Source organism: Rhodococcus sp. MEB064, from assembly GCF_000834565.1.
Classification (GTDB): Bacteria; Actinomycetota; Actinomycetes; order Mycobacteriales; family Mycobacteriaceae; genus Rhodococcoides.
Genome location: NZ_JXQS01000010.1, coordinates 13,958 through 33,636, shown reverse-complemented (window position 1 = coordinate 33,636; position 19,679 = coordinate 13,958). Strand labels below are relative to the sequence as shown.

The window sequence follows — 19,679 nt, the reverse complement described above, 5'->3', positions numbered from 1 at the left end:
GTCATCGGTCGCCGAGTGTGAGATCCATCAGCGCGCTGATCGCCTTGCGGCGCAGCCACCCCGTCGGACCGTCGCCGGCCAGCGCTGCCCGTGCCGCCGTCAGCCCGGGTGCGCCGTGCACGCCTCCGCCGGGGTGAGCCGACGCGCTGCCGAGGTACAGCCTGCCCACCGGCGTCTCCGCGCGGCCGAGCCCCGGGGTCGGCCGGAAGATCAACTGCTGCTGCAGCTGCGACGTGCCGCCGCTCACCGCTCCGCCGAACAGATTGGCGTCGTCCGCTGTCAGGTCACTCGGACGCTGGACGTGCTTGCCGACGATCGACGAGGCGAATCCGGGTGCATGCTCCTCGAGGACGGTGTCGACACGCTCGGCGAGGAGGTCCGCGGACTCGTCGTCGGTGACACCTCGCGGCAGGTGCGTGTACGCCCAGGCACTCTCCGTACCTGCCGGAGACCGCGTCGGGTCGGCCGTCGTCATCTGGCCGAACAGCATGAAGGGGCGCTCGGGAATGGTGCCGGTCACCAGATCGGCGTTCCACCGCACGAGGCCGTCGTCGTCGGCACCGAGGTGCACCGTGCCGGCGTCCGTCAAGCTCTTCGACCGCCACGGGATCGGCGCGTCGAGCGCGTAGTTGACCTTGACCACCGGGGTGTCCCACTCGAACTTCTCCAGATCGCTGTGGACCCGGGCGGGCACGGCGTCCCGCGGCAGAAGCGATCCGTACAGGGCCGGCGCCGAGACGTCGGCGACCACGGCGCGCCGGGCGATGTAGGTGTCGCCTCCGGCTGTGCGGACGCCTCGTGCGACACCGCCCGACACGTCGATGGACGTGACCTTCGTGCCGCACACCACGCGGGCGCCGGCACTCTCGGCGCGGCGTACGAGCGAGGCGGTGAGCTCCGATGCGCCGCCGACCGGAACGGGGAAGCCGACGTCCTGGGCCAGCATCATCAACAGGTAGCCCATCACGCCGCTGGCGGGCGCGTCGGTCGGCACGTCCGCATGCATGGCATTGCCGAGCAGCAGACAGCGCGCGGCCTCGCTCCGGAACAACTCGTGCGCCATCACCCGCGCAGGGAGCACGGCGAACCGCAGGAAGCGGATCGTCTCCGCCGTCCCGAGACGTCGGAACAATGTCGCGGCGCCCTTCACCGGCGGGAACGAGCTGCCGAAGAGCGACTGCAACAATGGATCACGGATCCGGTTCCACTGATCGACGACGTACATCCACGCATCGCCGTCGCGCGGGTCGTGCTCCGCGAGCATCGCCGCGGTATCCGCGGGATCGTGGTGCACCACCGGCGCGTCCTCGTCCAGCGGCGAGCGGGCATGGCCGTAGACGACGGGAGAGTGGGTCCAGCGCAGGCCATGCCGGTCCAGTTCCAGCGCCGTGAACGCCGGGGACGAGATGCCGAGAGGGTAGAAGGCGCTGAACAGGTCGCTGACGTATCCGGGCGTCAGTTCCGCGCTGCGAACTGCGCCACCGGGTTCGGGTGCGGACTCGAGAACCACCACGTCCCACCCGGCGTCGGCGAGGGCGGACGCGGCGACGAGGCCGTTGTGGCCCGCGCCGATCACGACGGCGTCGACGGTCGTCGTGGTCACTGGGGCACCGCGGCACGCTCGGCGAGGAGAGCCAGACGTCGCGTGGCTTCACGGTTGCGGGGATAGACCATGGCGTGCTGGACGGTCTCGGGAACCAGCGAGAAGGGCAGGGTCCGCGCATGCTCGATCATCTCGATGCGGCTGCCGGTACCCCGCGGCGTGACGCGCAGGACGATCGTCGCCTTCCCTGCGGGCATCCCGCGCGCTTCGAGGACCAGCTTGCGTCCCTCCGTCATCGCCAGGACACGGGTCACGTCGTTCAGGACGGCGGGCCACAGGCCGACGGAATGGTGGATCTCGGATCCGGGGGCGGGAAAGTGAGGATCGACCGCGCGAATGCGCGACGCACCCACGACCCAGGTGGCGTAGCTCCAGCCGTCGGACAGGACGTTCCACACGTCCGCAGCTCCGGCCGTGGTGTCTCGGACAACGGTCATGGTGCGTCCTTTACTCTCGGTGGTGCGTATTGCCATTGTCTGTACCCCGTCCGGGCGGAGAACATCGGCATGGCGTGTGACGAGTAGGTCACGCCGTGCGGCGTAGGGTGATTGCCTGCCGAGAAACAATGTCGATGTGGGGAGCTGAGTGAAGGCTCGAGGTCTGCTGTACACGCTGTACGAGAGGCGTTTGTTGCGGGAGCTCGACGGCGCCCAGCGTCCACGACACGTCGCGGTCATGTGCGACGGGAACCGCCGCTGGGCCCGTGAGAACGGTTTCACCGACGTCAGTCACGGCCACCGCATGGGCGCCCTCAAGATCGCCGAACTGCTCACGTGGTGCGACATGGCGGAGGTCGAGATGGCGACGATCTACCTGCTGTCCACCGAGAACCTCCGCCGCGAACACGACGAGCTCGAGTCGCTGCTCGAGATCATCACCGACGTCGTGGAGGAGATCAGCGGTCCGGGCAAGAACTGGAGCGTCAAGATCGTCGGGACGATGGATCTGCTTCCCGCCGAGTCGGCTCGGCGTCTGGAACAGGCTGCTGCCGGTACCGCGGGACGGTCGGGGACGCATGTCAACGTCGCGGTCGGATACGGCGGTCGCCAGGAGATCGCCGACGCCGTGCAGTCGCTGCTCAAGGATCGGCTGGCCGAGGGTACGGCCGGGAACGACCTGGTCCGGGCCGTCACCGTGGACGCGATCGACGCCCACCTCTACACGTCCGGTCAGCCGGACCCCGACCTCGTCATCCGCACGTCGGGTGAGCAGCGGTTGTCCGGGTTCCTGCTGTGGCAGAGCGCCTACTCGGAGATCTGGTTCACCGAGGCCTACTGGCCGGAATTCCGCCGCGTCGACTTCCTGCGCGCGCTCCGAGATTTCGCAGCGCGTCACCGGAGATTCGGTACCTGAGCGAGAGCTACAGCTTCCGCAGGCGCAGCCGGTTGATGGTGTGGTCGGCGTCCTTGCGCAGCACCAGCGTCGCGCGCGGCCGGCTGGGGAGGATGTTCTCCACCAGGTTCGGGCGGTTGATCGACTGCCAGATCTCCGCCGCGGCGATGCGGGCGTGCTCGTCGGACAGCCCCGAGTAGTGGTGGAAGTGTGACGCGGGATCGGCGAACGATGTCGACCGCAGCGCGAGGAACCGGTCCACGTACCACTTCTCGATGTCCTCGATGCGGGCGTCGACGTAGATGGAGAAGTCGAACAGGTCCGAGACCATGAGTCGCGGACCGGTCTGCAGGACGTTGAGGCCTTCGATGATCAGGATGTCGGGTTGGTTCACCTCGGTGTACTTGCCCGGAACGATGTCGTAGGAGACGTGGGAGTACACCGGCGCGCGTACGGATTCGGATCCGGACTTGACCTCGGTGACGAAGCGGAGAAGTTTGCGTCGGTCGTAGCTCTCGGGAAAACCCTTGCGATGCATGATGTTCCGGCGCACCAGCTCGGCCGAGGGGTAGAGGAAGCCGTCGGTCGTCACGAGGTCGACGCGTGGGTGATGTTCCCACCGGGCGAGCAGGGCCTGCAGCACGCGCGCCGTCGTCGATTTCCCGACGGCCACGCTGCCGGCTATCCCGATGACGAACGGCACCTGCCGGTCGGGGGTCTTCTCCCCGAGGAATGTCGCGGTCGCGGCGAACAGACGCTGCCGCGCGGCCACCTGGAGATGGATGAGGCGGGCGAGGGGGAGGTACACCTCGGCGACCTCGTCGAGGTCGATCTGTTCACCGAGGCCGCGGAGGCCGCGGAGCTCGTCCTCGGTGAGCACCAACGGGGTCGCGTTGCGGAGAGTGCGCCACTGTCGACGGTCGAATTCGACGTACGGACTCGACTCGTTCACTCGGGACACGCTGCCTCCATGCCTGAATTGTGCTGGGTGGCTCCGACGAACCGCCACCCGGGGCGGACGTGGCTAGAGTCGTGGGTCATGCACGCCGACACATTGGTCCACGACTACCTGCTGCTGGGCTTGTCCTTCGATCGTCTCGAAGAGGGGTTCGTCGACGCCTACACGGGCGACCCCGAGCTGCGACGACAGGTGGAGAACGCACCGCCTCCGGACCCGCGCGAGCTGGCCCGGCGGGCGGCGAACCTGCGCACGGAGCTTCCGTCGTCCGGTCTGGACACCGAGCGCTCGGCGTTCCTGGACGTGCACCTGCGCGCGCTCGAGACGTCGGCGCGCAAGCTGGCCGGCGACGAGATCGGCTTCGTCGACGAGGTCGCGGCCTACTTCGACGTGTCCATCGAGCCGGGCGATCCGGACGACTACCGCGAGGCGCACCGGCTCATGGATCAGGTGCTCGCGGGCGCCGGCCCCCTGGCGGACCGCGTGCGCGCGCACCGCGCCACCGACGAGATCCCGCCCGAACGACTCGCCGACTGCGTCGACGCGTTCTCCAGTGCCCTGCGGGACAAGGTCCGCGCCCGCTACCCCCTCCCTGACACCGAGCAGGTGACCTACGAGGTGGTGGGCGACAAGCCGTGGTCCGGCTTCAACTACTACCTCGGTGACTACCGCTCGACGGTCGCGATCAACTCGGACCTCAAGCAGCACATGGCGCATCTTCCGCACCTGATCGCGCACGAGTCCTACCCGGGCCACCACACCGAGCACTGCCGCAAGGAGGCCGGTCTGGTGCGGGGCGCCGGTCAGGCCGAGCAGACTCTGTTCGTCGTCAACACCCCTCAGTGCCTCATGGCCGAGGGGCTGGCGGACCTGGCCCTAGAATCCGTCGTCGGACCGGGCTGGGGCGTGTGGGCGCAGGAGATCTACGCGGACCTCGGGCTGCGTTTCGACGGCGAGCGCGCGGAAGCGTTGCAGACGGCGTCGGCAAAGCTCCTGGGGGTGCGGCAGGACGCCGCCCTGATGTTGCACGACGGTCACCGCAGCCAGGACGACGTCGCGGCGTTCCTGTCGCAGTGGTCCCTGGCGACCCCGGAGCGCGCGCGGCAGATGCTGCGGTTCCTGTCCTCGCCGCTGTGGCGCGCGTACACGAGCACCTACGTCGAGGGCTACCGGCTGCTGCGCGGATGGCTGCACCAGGCCGACTCCGACGACGCGCGGAGTGATCGGTTCGAACGTCTGCTGGACGAACCTCTCATCCCGTCACGACTGCGCTGACCACGAGCATTAGACTCGTGGCCATGACTGCTGCGCCTGTCTCCGCCACCAACATCGACACCGCCTCGCTGGCCGAGGTGGACCCCGAGGTCGCTGCGGCCATGGCGGGAGAGCTGGGTCGCCAGCGCGACACCCTCGAGATGATCGCGTCGGAGAACTTCGTGCCCCGCGCGGTGCTCCAGGCCCAGGGCAGTGTGCTTACCAACAAGTACGCCGAGGGATACCCCGGCCGCCGCTACTACGGCGGCTGCGAGCACGTCGACGTCGTGGAGGACCTGGCGCGCACCCGTGCGAAGGAACTGTTCGGTGCGGAGTTCGCCAACGTGCAGCCGCACGCCGGTGCGCAGGCCAACGCCGCGGTCCTGATGGCTCTGATCAACCCGGGCGACAAGATCATGGGCCTGGACCTGGCGCACGGCGGGCACCTCACGCACGGGATGAAGCTCAATTTCTCGGGCAAGCTGTACGAGGTCGAGTCCTACGGCGTCAGCAAGGAAGACCACCGCATCGACATGGACGAGGTGCGCAAGCAGGCACTCCATGCCCGTCCCCAGGTGCTCATCGCCGGGTGGTCCGCGTACCCCCGCCACCAGGACTTCGCCGCGTTCCGGTCCATCGCCGACGAGGTCGGTGCGCTGCTGTGGGTCGACATGGCGCACTTCGCCGGACTGGTCGCCGCCGGCGTGCACCCGTCGCCCGTGCCGTACGCGGACGTCGTGTCCTCGACCGTTCACAAGACCCTCGGCGGACCCCGCTCCGGCATCATCCTGGCCAAGAAGGAGTGGGCGAAGAAGCTCAACTCTGCCGTGTTCCCCGGCCAGCAGGGCGGGCCGTTGATGCACGCCATCGCAGCGAAGGCCGTGGCGTTCAAGATCGCCGGTACTCCCGAGTTCCGTGAGCGACAGGAGCGCACACTGCTCGGTGCCTCGCTGCTCGCCGAGCGCCTCACCGGCGCGGACGTCGCCGACAAGGGTGTCTCCGTGCTGACCGGCGGTACCGACGTGCACCTCGCGCTCGTCGATCTGCGCAACTCCCAGCTCGACGGCCAGCAGGCCGAGGACCTCCTCCACGAGGTCGGCATCACGGTCAACCGCAACGCCGTGCCGTTCGATCCTCGCCCGCCCATGGTGACGTCGGGCCTGCGTATCGGTACCGCCGCCCTCGCGACCCGCGGCTTCGGCGAGACCGAGTTCACCGAGGTGGCCGACATCATCGCGACCGCGCTCGCGACGGGCGAGGCAAACGACGCTCTGCGGTCGCGCGTGTCGACCCTGGCCCAGAACTTCCCGCTGTACGAGGGACTCGAAGGATGGGGACTGCTGGGGTGAGACTGACCGTCGCGGGTCTACAGACGGTCGGTACGCCCGGGGACGTCGCTGCCAACCTCGCCGAGCTCGACGAGGCTGCCGGTGACGCGCTCACCCGCGGTGCCGACCTGCTGATCACGCCCGAGATGTTCCTCACCGGATACGACATCGGTGAGCAGTTGCACCAGCTGTCGCCGCAGGATCTCGTGTCCGAGGCGGCCGCGGTGGCACGCCGCCGCGGCATCGCGCTGCTCGTCGGGCTCCCCGAACAGGTGGGGGAGGCCGTCTACAACACCGTCGCTCTGATCGACGCCGACGGCACCGTCGTCGCGCAGCACCGCAAGTCGCATCTCTACGGCGACCTGGACCGTGCCTACTACACCGAGGGTGACGACGCGGTGACCGTGGTGGACTTTCGCGGAGTACGACTGGGCCTGATGATTTGTTACGACGTCGAGTTCCCCGAGAACGTCCGCGCCGCAGCACTTCTCGGGGCGCATGCGCTCCTGGTGCCGACCGCTCAGATGGTCCCGTTCACGTTCGTCGCCGACGTGGTGATCCGCACGCGCGCCTGGGAGAACCAGATGTTCGTCGCGTACATCAACCATGTCGGCACCGAACGCGAAACCACCTACGTGGGGCGCAGCAGCATCGTCGGTCCCGACGCCGAGGTGATCGACCGACTCGAGGACGGGACCGGACTGGTGCTCGGGGTCGTCGACACCGACGTGGTCGAGGCGGCGCACCGGGACAATCCCTACCTCGTCGACCGGCGCCCCGACCTCTATGCGGGCATCGCCCGCGTCGTCAGTCCCGGGTGACCGGCACGGCCGTCGCCAGGAACTCGACGATGTCCGACTCGACCTCGTCCCGGTTCGTCTCGTTCAGGATCTCGTGCCGCGCACCGGGATATACCTTCTCACCGAAGTTCGGGCCGCGTAGCGTGCGCATCGCCTCGGTCGTGGGATCGAGCGGCACCAACTGATCGTCCCCGCCGTGCAACCACAGAGTCGGCTGATTGCCGAGGGTGCCCGACGCCGCCACCTTCTCGACGGCGGCAGTGAAGGTCTCGAGGGTGATGCGCGCGAACGGACCGTGATAGACCAGCGGGTCGCTCCCGTAGGCCTCACCCACGGCCGGATCGCGGGACAGCACCGACGGGTCGATCGGAATCTCGGGAATCTCGTCCATCGACAGGAGCATCGCGAACGCCGGGTTCGTACCGACCAGCGGGCCCGACAGGACGAGGGCCGCCAGTTCGCCGGGGTACGTCTGCGCGAAGCGTGTGGCGATCAGACCGCCCATCGAGTGGCCGATCAGGACGACGGGCAGCCCCGGGTGCTCGGTGCGGGCGGTGTCCGCGATGGTGTGCAGGTCGGCGACGATGCCGTCGACGTCGGACACCTCGGCCGGTTCGCCGTCGGATCGGCCGTGACCGTGGTGGTCGGGGGCGTACACCGCACCGCCGGCAGCGGTCAGTGTCGACGCCAGGTGGCCGTACCGGCCCGAGTGCTCTCCGTATCCGTGAGCGACGAGGGCGATGAATCCCGGAGTGGTGGACGGCCAGGAACGGTAGGCGACGGTGCCGTGGGTTCCCCTGAGCTGCTGCATTTCCTGCGCATTCTGCATCGGCCGAAGTTAACACTGTGGCGCGCATGTAACAGGCTGTTCACCGACACGCCCACTCGTGTCGGCAGGCCGCGGAGCGTCTTTCGGTCTAGCGTCAGCAGTGCGGGTGGCGGGGAAGCCGTCCGTACGGGAGGTCCTCACACATGACTGATTCATTCGGTCGGGAGGGGCCGGCCCCGGTCCCTGCAGTGTCGGGATCGACCGGTCCAGCGATCGACGGATGCGCGGTGACCGCGCGTTCCTAGGAGCCCCTCGTGACTGCAGCTCGCTCAGGTTCCCCCGTCCGCACCTACGTGCTGGACACCTCGGTTCTGCTCTCGGATCCGTGGGCGGTGTCTCGGTTCGCCGAGCACGCGATCGTCCTTCCGCTCGTCGTCATCAGCGAGCTGGAGGGCAAGCGTCATCATCACGAACTCGGCTGGTTCGCCCGCGAATCGTTGCGGATGCTCGACGACCTGCGGGTGCAGTACGGGCGGCTCGATCAGCCCGTGCCCATCGGAACCGAGAACGGGACCTTGCAGGTAGAGCTCAATCACACGGACCCGGCCGTTCTTCCGGTCGGCTTCCGGACGGACACCAACGACTCACGAATCTTGGCGTGCGCCCTGAACCTCGCCGCCGAGGGCAAGGACGTCGTCCTGGTCAGCAAGGACATTCCGCTGCGCGTCAAGGCCGGCGCCGTCGGTCTGCCCGCCGACGAGTACAAGGCTCACGACGTCGTGCCGTCCGGCTGGACCGGCATGACCGAGCTCGAGGCGTCGCGCGCGACCATCGACAGGTTGTTCGCCGAGGGTGTCATCGACCTCGACGAGGCACGGGAACTGCCGTGCCACACCGGTGTCCGACTCCTCGGCGGAACGTCGAGTGCGCTGGGACGGGTGACGGCGGACAAGCAGATCCAGGTGGTGCGCGGCGAACGGGAGGCCTTCGGCCTGCACGGACGCTCCGCGGAACAGCGCGTCGCGCTCGATCTGTTGCTCGACGAGAGCATCGGCATCGTGTCGCTGGGCGGCAAGGCGGGAACGGGCAAGTCCGCACTCGCGTTGACGGCCGGCCTCGACGCCGTTCTGGAACGCCGCACCCACCGCAAGGTCGTCGTGTTCCGGCCGCTGTACGCGGTGGGCGGTCAGGAACTGGGATACCTGCCCGGCAGCGAGAGCGACAAGATGGGCCCGTGGGCGCAGGCGGTGTTCGACACCCTCGACGGTCTGGCGAGCCCCGAGGTCATCGAGGAGGTCACCGCACGCGGCATGCTCGAAGTGCTCCCGTTGACGCACATCCGCGGACGGTCGCTGCACGACTCGTTCGTCATCGTCGACGAGGCGCAGTCGCTGGAGCGGAACGTGCTGCTCACGGTGCTCTCCCGCCTGGGTACGGGTTCTCGCGTGGTGCTGACCCACGACGTGGCGCAGCGCGACAACCTGCGGGTGGGTCGCCACGACGGTGTCGCCGCCGTGATCGAGAAGCTCAAGGGCCACCCCCTGTTCGCCCACATCACGCTCACACGGTCCGAGCGTTCGCCGATCGCTGCACTGGTCACGGAGATGTTGGAGGAGTTCGGGCCCGCGTGATTCGAGGTAGGTAGTCGAGGTAGGTGACGGGGTAGCTCATGTGACGCGTCCCTGATTCCGCCGGGGAGTGTCGGGACGATCACTGGAATCGGTCCCGAGCAGGTCGGATCGTTCGGTGACCCCGTCACGTGCCGTTATGCTGCTGTGATGCCGAAGAGTGACCAGGACCTGTTGAGTGAGCTCGAAGTCGACGCCGCGCAGGCGCTGCAGAAGCACATCGACGCCGCGCAGGACTGGCAGCCTCACGAGTACGTGCCGTGGGACTCGGGCAGGAACTTCGCGTTCCTCGGCGGCGAGGACTGGTCCGCGGACCAGGTCACCCTCGGCGACGTCGACGTGCTCGGCGCCACCGTCGGGGTGTTGCTCGCGGACAACCTGCCCGAGTACCACCGCGATCTCGCGTTCGCCCTGCGCAGCAACGACACGTGGTGGAAGCTCCTCGGACGCTGGACCGCTGAGGAGTTCCGGCACGCCATCGTCCTGCGGAACTACCTGATGACGACGCGAGCGGTGGACCCCGTCGAACTCGAGCGCGTGCGAATCGAGCACATGACGTCCGGATACTCGGCACCGTCGCTGCACGTCCTGCACATCCTGGCCAAGTTCGCCCTGGACGAGCGTGCTGCGACCGTCCGTCATCGCATGTCGGCGTCGGTGGCGCAGGATCCGCTGCTCTCGAGCATCTTCGATCGCATCGCCCAGGACGACGACCTGCAGACCACGCTGTTCGTCGACCTGGTGAATGCCGCCATCCGCGTCGACGCCGACGGCGCGATCCGTGCCATCGCCGACACCGTCGCGTCGTTCGCACTGCCGTCCGTCGAACTTCCGGGCCGTGGCAACAGCACCGAACTGCTCGCCGAGGCAGGGCTGTACGACAGCACGGTGCAGCGCGACCAGGTCGTCGCCCCTCTGCTCGAAGCATGGAACGTCTTCGGACTCGAAGGCTTGGGTGAGGACGGACTCGCTGCCCGCGCCGAATTGAACGCGGCGCTCAGCACCGCATCCTGATCACCTGGTGATGGCGAAAGCCCCCACCTCGATGGGCTGACCGGCCCCGACGAAGTACACGGTGCCGTTCCACCGGTTCGGGTTCACCGCGTCCTGCGTCATCTCGTCGTGGAACACGGCGCCGAAGGCGGGGGACAGCCGGGAGTAGTCGACGTGGACCACGTCGCCGCCGCCCGCGATGCTCGGCGCACGGTAGACGTCACCCGGAATCGCGTTCACGCCCAGCAACCGGTTCACGGTGGTGTCGCCGGTGATGGTCTTGCCGTCCCAGAGCGGAACGGGCGCGCCCTGCGATGTCGTGCCGATGTAGACACCGTCCGGAACGGGCCCGGCCGACGCGAGGGTCGGTGCGGCCAGTGCTGCGCCGACCGCAGCGGTGGCGCCGATGATTGCTCCTGCAGTTCGTCTCATGAGCCGAGACGATCCTCCTCCGAAGCCCCTACCACGCGCATTTCGCGCGCAGTAGGGGGAAATCGGGGGAGTCGGATCAGTCCTGGACCTTCGCCATGGCGAGAACGTCGAGGCGCTTGTCCAGCTCGGCCTCGGACAACTTCTCGGGAACCAGACCGCGTTCGAGGACGACCTCGCGGATGGTCTTCTTGTCCTTGAGTGCCTGCTTGGCGACGGCTGCCGCCTCCTCGTACCCGATCGCACTGTTGAGCGGGGTGACGATGGACGGCGAGGACTCGGCCAACTGCTTGAGGTGCTCCTCGTTGGCGACCAGACCGTCGACGCACTTGTCGACGAACAGACGCGAGACGTTGGCGAGGAGCGTGTACGACTCGAGCAGGTTGCGCGCCATCATCGGGATGTAGACGTTGAGCTCGAAGGCGCCGGCTGCACCGCCCCAGGCGATGGCGGCGTCGTTGCCGATGATCTGCGCGGCGACCTGCGTCGCGGCTTCCGGCAGCACCGGGTTGACCTTGCCGGGCATGATCGAACTGCCGGGCTGCAGGTCGGGGAGACTGATCTCGCCGAGACCGGTCAGCGGGCCCGATCCCATCCAGCGGATGTCGTTGGCGATCTTGGTCAGCGACACGGCGATGGTGCGCAGCGAACCGGACGCCTCGACCAGACCGTCACGAGCGGCCTGTGCCTCGAACGAATTCTTGGCGGGTGTCAGGGCATCGACACCGGTCGACTTGACCAGCTCGGCCACGACCTTCGGTCCGAAACCGTCGGGTGCGTTCAGACCGGTACCGACAGCGGTGCCGCCGATGGGCAGTTCACCGAGACGGGGCAGGGTGGCCTCGACTCGCTCGATGCCGGCTTCGATCTGCCGCGCGTAACCGCCGAACTCCTGTCCGAGGGTGACGGGCACAGCGTCCATGAGATGGGTGCGACCGGACTTAACGACGGTCTTCCACTCGGTGGCCTTGGCCGCGAGTGCAGCGTGCAGGTACTCCAGCGCGGGGATCAGGCTGGTGACGGCGGCTTCGGTGGCGGCCACGTGCGTCGCGGTGGGGAAGGTGTCGTTGGACGACTGCGACATGTTGACGTGGTCGTTGGGGTGCACGTCGACGCCGGCGTTCTTCGCGATGCTCGCGATGACCTCGTTGGCGTTCATGTTCGAGCTGGTGCCCGACCCGGTCTGGAACACGTCGATCGGGAACTGGTCGTCGTGCTTGCCGTCGGCGATCTCGCCGGCCGCCGCGATGATGGCGTCGGCCTTGTCCGCGTCGAGGAGCCCGAGGTCCTTGTTCACCTGGGCGCACGCTGCCTTGAGCAGGCCCATCGCACGGATCTGGGTGCGCTCGAGCGGGCGGCCCGAGATGGGGAAGTTCTCCACGGCGCGCTGGGTCTGCGCACGCCAGAGCGCGTCGATCGGGACGCGGACCTCACCCATGGTGTCGTGCTCGATGCGGAACTGCTGATCGTTGTCTGTCATGTACCTCGTGCCTCGAGTCGGTGGTGGGAAATTCGGGAGTGCGCGCGTCAGAAGGACGGGACGGCGCCGGAGGTGTCGCCGTCGAAGTCCACGGAGGAATACTCCCGCAACTTGTTCAGCTGGTGGTACGCGTCGATCATGCGCACGGTGCCGGACTTGGAGCGCATGACGATGGACTGCGTGTACGCGCCGCCGCCGGAGTAGCGGACTCCGCGCAGCAGGTCGCCGTCGGTGACGCCCGTCGCGGTGAAGAAGACGTTCTCGCCCGACACGAGGTCGGTGGTGTTGAGGATGCGATCGAGGTCGTGGCCGGCATCGACGGCCTTCTGGCGTTCCGCGTCGTCGGTGGGTGCGAGGCGGCCCTGAAGTGCTCCACCCATGCAGCGCATGGCTGCCGCGGCGATGATGCCCTCGGGGGTGCCACCGGTGCCGATCAGGATGTCGGTGCCCGAATCGGGACGAGCGGCTGCGATGGCGCCGGCGACGTCACCGTCGGAGATGAGGCGGATGCGTGCACCCGTGTCGCGGATCTGCTGCATCAGCTCGAGGTGGCGGGGCCGATCGAGCACACACACGGTGACGTCCGAGGACGACCCCTTCTTGATCTTGGCGATGCGCGCGATGTTCTCGGCCACGGGAGCGGTGATGTCGATGGCGTCGGCGTAGTCGGGGCCGACGGCGATCTTCTCCATGTAGAACACGGCGGACGGGTCGAACATGGCGCCGCGCTCGGCCACTGCCAGAACGGAGATGGCATTGGGCATGCCCTTGGCCATCAGCGTGGTGCCGTCCACGGGATCGACGGCGAAGTCGACCTCCGGACCGTTGCCGTTGCCCACCTGCTCGCCGTTGTAGAGCATGGGCGCTTCGTCCTTCTCGCCCTCACCGATGACGACGACTCCGCGCATGGAGACCGAGCTGACCAGCTGACGCATCGCGTCGACCGCAGCGCCGTCGCCGCCTTCCTTGTCGCCGCGACCCACCCAGCGACCGGACGCGAGCGCCCCGGCCTCGGTGACGCGGACGAGCTCGAGAGCCAGGTTGCGATCTGGCGCCATGTGCGTGGGACTGTCTGTGCTGGCCGTCATGTGACTGCTGCCTCCTGGCGCGTGGCGCGGTCCGCAGCCCGTGTCGGGGCGTCGTCCGCACCGGATGAACATCGACTCGGGCGAAAAGACTCGTCGTGATTGTCGCACTAGCGGCATGGCTGCGGACTCTCGGGTGAGCCGCCGAACTGCAGGGATGGCGGGCACCGCCGCACGCGGTGCGATACTGGAGTCGTGGCCGACAAGAAACCCAGGATTCTGCAGAACAACAAGGACATGGCTTGGTCCCTGATCCCGCTGCTTCTCGCGTGCCTGGTGATCGCGGCCATCGCCGGACAGTGTTCGCTGCGTGTCGGCGGCCCGGAAGCGGGTGAGGTTCCTCGCATCGATGTCGGAGCATCCCTGCAAGCCGACGCGAACGCGTTGCCGTTCCCCATCCGTCAACCGCAGGTACCCGCGGAGTGGATTCCGAACTCCGCGAGCAGGCCCCCCGTCACCGGGTCGGGGTCCGACGCGAGCACCGTCGGGTACGTCACCGGGGCGGGCAGCTACCTTTCGCTCACGCAGAGCGACGCCACGGAGGACGAGTTGGTGCGTTTCAAGGCCGGCAGCTCGCAGGTGTCCGCCGGCGGCGCCGAGACCATCGCGAACGTCAACTGGGTCGTGTACGGAAACGACGCGACCGAGCCGTACTGGGTCGCGGATCTGGGCGATGCGCGCGTGCTGGTGACCGGATCGGGATCGCAGGACGAGTTCGTCGCGCTGGCCACAGCTGTCGCGTCGGCGAAAGTTCTCGCTCCCCGCTGAGCGCGGTCAGTCCTCGTCGCGCGCCAGCGCCTTCTCGATGCGGGTGCGCGCGCCGGCCAAGTGCTCCTCGCAGCGGGTCGCGAGCGCCTCGCCGCGCTCCCACAGCGCCAAGGACGCGTCGAGGTCGAGGCCGCCCTGCTCGAGCAACTTGACCACGTCGACCAGTTCGTCCCGCGCGTCTTCGTATCCCAGGTCGGTGACCGACGTCGTCTCGCTCATGAGACCCATTGTTCCCGACCGCCCCGACAGACTCGTCAGGTGGAGCCGCTACGACCCATGGCCACGGCGGTGACGGCGCCGTCCGCGACACGGATGCGCAGTTGAGTGCCCGGCGCCACCTCCTCGACGGACCGCACCACCTCGGGATCCGATCCGGCGACGACCCGCTGCACGACCGAGTACCCGCGAGCCAAGGTCGCGGCCGGTCCGAGCGTCGTCAGCCGGGCCCGCATGTGTCCGACGGCCGTGCTCTCCCCGGCCACCGCCCGATCGACGTCCCGGCGGACGACGCGGCGCATCTCGGAGATCTCCGCGTGCCGACGGTCGATCGCGGACAGGGGATCGGCGAGGACGGGACGTTGCCGCATCGCGTCGAGTGCCCGCGTCTCGCGTTGCACCCAACTCCGTAGCGCGGCGGCGCTGCGACTCCGCAGTTCGCCGATCAGCTCCAGTTCCGCGACGGCGTCGGGAACCACCAGCTTGGCGGCGTCGGTGGGAGTCGCGGCGCGCAGATCGGCGACGTAGTCGCTGAGGGGGCTGTCCGGCTCGTGTCCCACGGCGCTCACCACGGGTGTGGTCGCCACAGAGATGGCCCGACACAGAGCCTCGTCGGAGAACGGCAGCAGGTCCTCGACGCTGCCGCCGCCGCGGGCGAGCACGATGACGTCGACCGCGGGGTCCTTGTCCAGTTCGGCCAGCGCTCGCACGATGCCGGGCACCGCGGACGGCCCCTGCACAGGCGTGTTGCGAACCTCGAACGTCACGGCGGGCCATCGGCGCTGCGCCACGCTCAGCACGTCGCGTTCGGCTGCGCTCGCCCGTGCGGTGATGAGGCCGACGGTCCGGGGCAGGAAGGGGAGGGGGCGCTTCAGACGCGGATCGAAGAGGCCTTCGGCGGCGAGGAGGGCTCGGAGCCGTTCGATGCGTGCAAGCAGTTCACCGACGCCGACTGCGCGAATCTCCGTGGCGCGCAACGACAATGTCCCGCGACCGGTGAAGAACGACAGCTTGCCGTACATGATCACGCGCGCGCCCTCGACCAGCTGCACGGGGGAATTCTGGATCAGCATCGGCGAACAGGTGACCGACAGCGACATGTCCGCCGACGGATCCCGCAGAGTCAGGAACGCAGTTCGAGTCCCTTGGCGCACCGAGATCTGCGTGATCTGGCCCTCGACCCACACGCTTCCCAGCCGGTCGATCCATCCGGCGACCTTCGTGGCCACCGTGCGAACCGGTAGGGGGTTCTCGGCCGTACTCGAGGGGGCGGCGGACGGGGAAGAGGTCACTTGGCGCGGGCGGTGGTGATGCGATTCTCGAGCATCGTGCGGTACGGAGCGCGGTCGGCCGAGGAGACCTCGTAGTCGAGGAGCGACGACAGATCCTCCACGGACAACGTCCGCAGCCGGGCACGCAGCTGCGCCAGCGTCAGCGCGTCGTAGTCGAGGTATTCCACGATCTCGGGCGCCTCCGCCGGCGCGGTGGACAGCACGGGGCCAGGCCCGGCGTCGACCGACTCGATCTCGGACGGGGGAGTCGAGTACAGCGCGAAGCGTCCCGCGGGGGCACCGGGGTCGGGCACGTCGATCTCGCCCGCCATGTCTCCGACCGGCTCCGGTTCGGTCGAGAGCGGTTCGGACCTCAGCGGCACGTCGGTGTAGCGGCCGGGAAGCCCGTCGTCGTCCTCGTCGAACGTCGCCCAGGACGCCGTCTCCTCCGGGCGAGCTCCGATCAGCGAGAACACCTGGTCGCCCTTGATGGCCAGCTCGGTCACCGTCTGCTGGAGCCGCATCGCGGTCTGCAGGACTTCGCTGACCGCCGTCATGGGCAGGGAGATGGCCGTGGTGGGCAGACGTCGCGCTTCTTCGACGACGGTCACGGCGATCCCGAGCGCGACGCGGGCTGCGAACGGAGGACGAATCATGGTCCCAGAGTGCCCCACGGCGCGGCTTTTTCCCAGTCGACGTGCGCGGGAAGCGCCGGCCACTCCGCACCACGTATCCTCGTGATATGTCTTCGGCTGTTCCCTCGTCCTCTGCCACCGCGTCCTCGGCGATCCCCCTCGACCTGGGAATCGCGCGTCCGACCGTTCCCGGGAAGGCGTACGACGGCCCCAAGCGGGTCCTGCTCGCCGAGCCGCGCGGCTACTGCGCAGGCGTGGACCGCGCCGTCGAGACCGTGGAGAAGGCACTGGAGAAGCACGGTGCGCCGATCTACGTGCGCAAGGAGATCGTGCACAACCGCCACGTCGTCGACACGCTGTCCGACCAGGGAGTGATCTTCGTCGACGAGACCGACGAGGTGCCGGACGGTGCGCTCCTCGTGTTCTCCGCGCACGGTGTCTCACCGGCGGTCCACGAATCCGCTGCCGCCAAGAACCTGCGCACCATCGACGCGACGTGCCCGCTGGTGACCAAGGTGCACCAGGAAGCGAAGCGGTTCGCCCGCGACGACTTCGACATCCTCCTCATCGGCCACGAGGGGCACGAGGAGGTCGAGGGCACTGCAGGTGAGGCACCCCAGCACGTGCAGGTCGTCGACGGTCCGGACTCCGTGGACGCCGTCACCGTGCGCGACGAGAACAAGGTCATCTGGCTCTCCCAGACCACGCTCAGCGTCGACGAGACCATGACCACCGTCGCGCGACTCCGGGAGAAGTTCCCCAACCTGCAGGATCCGCCCAGCGATGACATCTGCTACGCCACCCAGAACCGGCAGGTGGCGGTCAAGGCTATGGCGCCCGAGTGCGACCTGGTGATCGTCGTGGGTTCCACCAACTCCTCGAACTCGGTCCGCCTCGTCGAGGTCGCCCTGGCTGCCGGCGCGCGCGCGAGCTACCTGGTCGACTACGCGAAGGACGTCGACCTGTCGTGGCTCGACGGTGTCCGCACCGTCGGCATCACGTCCGGCGCGTCGGTTCCCGAGGTGCTGGTGCGCGGTGTGCTGGACCTGCTGGAGAAGCACGAGTACACGGACGTGAAGTCGGTGACCACCGCCAACGAGACGTTGGTCTTCTCGCTGCCCCGCGAGCTGCGGACCAGTAGCCGGGTCTAGAACTCAGTCCCGGTCGCGGTACCGCACCTGCGGCGCGGGGTACGGAGACAGATTCTCCGCACCCGTGCGTCGCGGTTCGTAGCCGGTCGGCCGGGTGTACCCGGGATCTTCACGGGGAGACTGGGGCCGTTCGCGCCGAGTGCGATCGTGACGGGGTTCGCTCGCGGTGTCCCTGACCTCCGGGCGAGCCCGACGCCGTTCGCCGGATCGGGTGCGCGGGCTCTCGTTGCGCGGCGTTGCTGCGCGCTGATCGGTCGTGGGCCGAGCCTTGGCCGCGGACTTGGCCGCTGCCGGGCGGGACCGCGGTGCGGGCTTCGAGATGGGGCTCGGCCGACGATCGAGTGCGAGTCGCGCCCCGCCGACTCCCAGCACCAGCAGTGTGGTCAGCAGCATCAGCGGGAAACGGTCCACCAACGGGACCGCCACGTTCAGTACGACGTCCTTGATGGACGTTCCCGCATCCTCGGTGGTGAGCTGGTACGCGAGGGGTACGCCGAGGAACATGATGATCGGCGGTTGCACCATGGCCGTGAACAGGCCGCGATGGCGGACCACGACGACGGCGATGAGCGACCCGAGAACGTAGAGCACAGCGAAGGTGGACGAGAGTTCGCCGACGCGCATGGCGTCGACGAGGAAGCCGAGGACAACTGCTCCTACCGCGACCGCGACGGCGCCCCATGCGGGGATGCCGGGTACCGAGGGCAACGCGGAGCGTTGGTCGAGAGGCACTCCCGATCGTGCGCGTTGACTAGTGGACACACTGCGAGATTAGCGTTGATTCACGCCGTTGCGTCGTCGGCATGCCCGCGACACCACTACGGAGTGATCCCCGTCGCGGTCGTGGACATGGTGCGCGGACGCTGATCGACCGGGGTGACGTGCGGTGGTTCCCCCTCGAACAGCGACATCTCGTGCAGTTTGCGCGCGGTCACGAACACGCGGGTGTCCAGGGAACCGGCCGCCGCATTGAACGAGTCGACGGCCTTTCCCAACTGGGAACCGAGGCGATCGACGTGCGCTCCGACCGTTCCCAGTCGTTCGTAGAGCTCGCGTCCCAGCACGCGCACCCGCGCCGCGTCCTCCGCGAGGGCATCCTGTTTCCACGTGAAGGCGACGGTGCGCAGCAGGGCGATCAACGTGGTCGGCGTGGCCAGGACCACATTGCGGGAGAACGCGTGCTCGAGAAGCCCGCGGTCGCGGGTGAGCGCGGCATCGAGGAACGGATCGCCGGGGACGAAAAGGACGACGAACTCGGGAGACGGGTCGAAGGACCGCCAGTACCTCTTGTCGGCCAACTGATCGACGTGGGTCCGCAGGTGCTTCGCATGACGCTCGAGGTGTCGATCGATGGTCTCCGGGTCCTGTTCCGCGCTGGCGTCGAGGAACGCCACGAGCGGCACCTTCGCGTCGACCACGATGCTCTTGCCGCCGGCCAGCCTGACGACGAGGTCGGGACGGACACCGTCGGCGGACACCTGCGTGTCGAAGTCGCAGTGTCGTGTCATCCCTGCCAACTCGACCACCCGTTCGAGCTGGATCTCACCCCATCGACCGCGGATCTGCGGCGCACGCAGTGCGGTGACCAGCTGATCGGTCTGCGACGCCAACTGCCGCGAGGCGCGGTGCATGCCGGCCACCTGCTCGGACAGACCGGCATAGGCATGCACCCGATCGCGCTCGACGACCCTCACGTGCTCCTCCAGCGAGTCGACCGCATCGCGGAGAGGTTCCACCAGATGCGAGACCTGCTGGCCGATGGCGCCCGAGTGCCGACGCGCCGAGTCCTCGTTCAGCAGCGACAGGGAACGCCGCAACGTCTCCTCGTTGTCCGCGGAGACGGCGAGGCGCTCACCGGCGCGGGCGAGCTCCACCTCGCCCCGGGCGGCGCGTAGCCACCAGCCCAGCGCGATGCCGAGGAGAAGGGTGACGAGGACTGTCACGGCAGTGATGGCGGTCATGGGGCTCACTATGAACCG

At 68.3% G+C, this 19,679-nt stretch carries 20 protein-coding genes; 8 read left to right on the top strand and 12 right to left on the bottom strand.

Features of this window, described 5'->3' with window-relative positions:
* Nucleotide 1: 1 nt before the first annotated feature.
* Both RU01_RS05955 and RU01_RS05950 read right to left on the bottom strand, forming a co-directional pair.
* Nucleotides 2–1,603, bottom strand: coding sequence for a phytoene desaturase family protein (locus tag RU01_RS05955; RefSeq protein WP_042573610.1), 1,602 nt, complete (start codon nt 1,601–1,603; stop codon nt 2–4).
* Entirely contained in the window at nt 1,600–2,040 is a 441-nt protein-coding gene (locus RU01_RS05950; protein WP_042573609.1) for an SRPBCC family protein, read from the bottom strand. Before RU01_RS05950 ends, RU01_RS05955 begins: the two co-directional genes overlap by 4 nt.
* A 148-nt stretch (nt 2,041–2,188) precedes the next feature.
* Here RU01_RS05950 and RU01_RS05945 point away from each other — a divergent pair, with 148 nt between their 5' ends.
* Complete coding sequence (locus RU01_RS05945) at nt 2,189–2,956, top strand: isoprenyl transferase (protein ID WP_042573608.1); 768 nt, start codon at nt 2,189–2,191, stop codon at nt 2,954–2,956.
* Between the two features lie 7 nt (nt 2,957–2,963).
* Here the strand turns inward: RU01_RS05945 and coaA are convergent, their stop codons facing one another.
* Entirely contained in the window at nt 2,964–3,896 is a 933-nt protein-coding gene (gene coaA / locus RU01_RS05940) for a type I pantothenate kinase (protein ID WP_042573607.1), read from the bottom strand.
* 78 nt (nt 3,897–3,974) lie between these two features.
* On the opposite strand from coaA, the gene RU01_RS05935 reads away from it, so the two are divergent.
* From RU01_RS05935 to RU01_RS05925, 3 genes are read left to right on the top strand one after another with little or no spacing between them, the layout of a single operon-like run.
* Nucleotides 3,975–5,168, top strand: coding sequence for a hypothetical protein (locus tag RU01_RS05935; protein ID WP_042573606.1), 1,194 nt, complete (start codon nt 3,975–3,977; stop codon nt 5,166–5,168).
* 23 nt (nt 5,169–5,191) lie between these two features.
* The gene (gene glyA, locus RU01_RS05930; protein ID WP_042573605.1) at nt 5,192–6,496 is read left to right on the top strand and encodes a serine hydroxymethyltransferase; all 1,305 of its coding nucleotides are present in this window, start codon (nt 5,192–5,194) and stop codon (nt 6,494–6,496) included.
* Nucleotides 6,493–7,296, top strand: coding sequence for a carbon-nitrogen hydrolase family protein (locus tag RU01_RS05925; RefSeq protein ID WP_231568608.1), 804 nt, complete (start codon nt 6,493–6,495; stop codon nt 7,294–7,296). The genes glyA and RU01_RS05925 overlap by 4 nt, the downstream gene beginning before the upstream one ends.
* Here the strand turns inward: RU01_RS05925 and RU01_RS05920 are convergent.
* Nucleotides 7,283–8,104: an alpha/beta hydrolase gene (locus tag RU01_RS05920; RefSeq protein ID WP_042573603.1), complete on the bottom strand. Its 822-nt coding sequence runs from the start codon at nt 8,102–8,104 to the stop codon at nt 7,283–7,285. The genes RU01_RS05925 and RU01_RS05920 overlap by 14 nt on opposite strands.
* A gap of 254 nt (nt 8,105–8,358) precedes the next feature.
* Here RU01_RS05920 and RU01_RS05915 point away from each other — a divergent pair, with 254 nt between their 5' ends.
* Complete coding sequence (locus tag RU01_RS05915) at nt 8,359–9,675, top strand: PhoH family protein (RefSeq protein WP_042573602.1); 1,317 nt, start codon at nt 8,359–8,361, stop codon at nt 9,673–9,675.
* Nucleotides 9,676–9,822: 147 nt separating this feature from the next.
* On the top strand, nt 9,823–10,686 hold the full coding sequence (locus tag RU01_RS05910; protein ID WP_042573601.1) for an acyl-ACP desaturase: 864 nt from the start codon (nt 9,823–9,825) through the stop codon (nt 10,684–10,686).
* Here the strand turns inward: RU01_RS05910 and RU01_RS05905 are convergent, their stop codons facing one another.
* The 3 genes from RU01_RS05905 to glpX all read right to left on the bottom strand — a co-directional run bounded on the left by RU01_RS05905 (nt 10,687) and on the right by glpX (nt 13,662).
* Nucleotides 10,687–11,097: a hypothetical protein gene (locus tag RU01_RS05905; protein ID WP_042573600.1), complete on the bottom strand. Its 411-nt coding sequence runs from the start codon at nt 11,095–11,097 to the stop codon at nt 10,687–10,689.
* A 76-nt stretch (nt 11,098–11,173) separates the two neighbouring features.
* On the bottom strand, nt 11,174–12,574 hold the full coding sequence (locus RU01_RS05900) for a class II fumarate hydratase (protein WP_042573599.1): 1,401 nt from the start codon (nt 12,572–12,574) through the stop codon (nt 11,174–11,176).
* Nucleotides 12,575–12,621: 47 nt separating this feature from the next.
* Complete coding sequence (glpX, locus tag RU01_RS05895; RefSeq protein ID WP_042573598.1) at nt 12,622–13,662, bottom strand: class II fructose-bisphosphatase; 1,041 nt, start codon at nt 13,660–13,662, stop codon at nt 12,622–12,624.
* Between the two features lie 192 nt (nt 13,663–13,854).
* On the opposite strand from glpX, the gene RU01_RS05890 reads away from it, so the two are divergent.
* Nucleotides 13,855–14,427, top strand: coding sequence for a DUF4245 domain-containing protein (locus RU01_RS05890; RefSeq protein WP_042573597.1), 573 nt, complete (start codon nt 13,855–13,857; stop codon nt 14,425–14,427).
* Between the two features lie 6 nt (nt 14,428–14,433).
* On the opposite strand, the gene RU01_RS05885 is transcribed toward RU01_RS05890, so the two are convergent.
* From RU01_RS05885 to RU01_RS05875, 3 genes are read right to left on the bottom strand one after another with little or no spacing between them, the layout of a single operon-like run.
* The gene (locus RU01_RS05885; RefSeq protein ID WP_042573681.1) at nt 14,434–14,646 is read right to left on the bottom strand and encodes an exodeoxyribonuclease VII small subunit; all 213 of its coding nucleotides are present in this window, start codon (nt 14,644–14,646) and stop codon (nt 14,434–14,436) included.
* A 35-nt stretch (nt 14,647–14,681) separates the two neighbouring features.
* A complete protein-coding gene (gene xseA / locus RU01_RS05880) occupies nt 14,682–15,935 on the bottom strand; it encodes an exodeoxyribonuclease VII large subunit (RefSeq protein WP_042573596.1) in 1,254 nt (417 codons plus the stop codon).
* On the bottom strand, nt 15,932–16,570 hold the full coding sequence (locus RU01_RS05875) for a lipid droplet-associated protein (protein WP_042573595.1): 639 nt from the start codon (nt 16,568–16,570) through the stop codon (nt 15,932–15,934). Before RU01_RS05875 ends, xseA begins: the two co-directional genes overlap by 4 nt.
* An 86-nt stretch (nt 16,571–16,656) precedes the next feature.
* Here RU01_RS05875 and RU01_RS05870 point away from each other — a divergent pair, with 86 nt between their 5' ends.
* Nucleotides 16,657–17,700 carry a 4-hydroxy-3-methylbut-2-enyl diphosphate reductase gene (locus RU01_RS05870; protein ID WP_042573594.1) on the top strand — a complete coding sequence of 348 codons (1,044 nt, stop codon included), beginning with the start codon at nt 16,657–16,659 and terminating at the stop codon, nt 17,698–17,700.
* 3 nt (nt 17,701–17,703) lie between these two features.
* On the opposite strand, the gene RU01_RS05865 is transcribed toward RU01_RS05870, so the two are convergent.
* Entirely contained in the window at nt 17,704–18,462 is a 759-nt protein-coding gene (locus RU01_RS05865) for a DUF6542 domain-containing protein (RefSeq protein ID WP_082042927.1), read from the bottom strand.
* A gap of 56 nt (nt 18,463–18,518) precedes the next feature.
* Nucleotides 18,519–19,661: a DNA recombination protein RmuC gene (locus RU01_RS05860; RefSeq protein WP_042573592.1), complete on the bottom strand. Its 1,143-nt coding sequence runs from the start codon at nt 19,659–19,661 to the stop codon at nt 18,519–18,521.
* Nucleotides 19,662–19,679 lie beyond the last annotated feature (18 nt).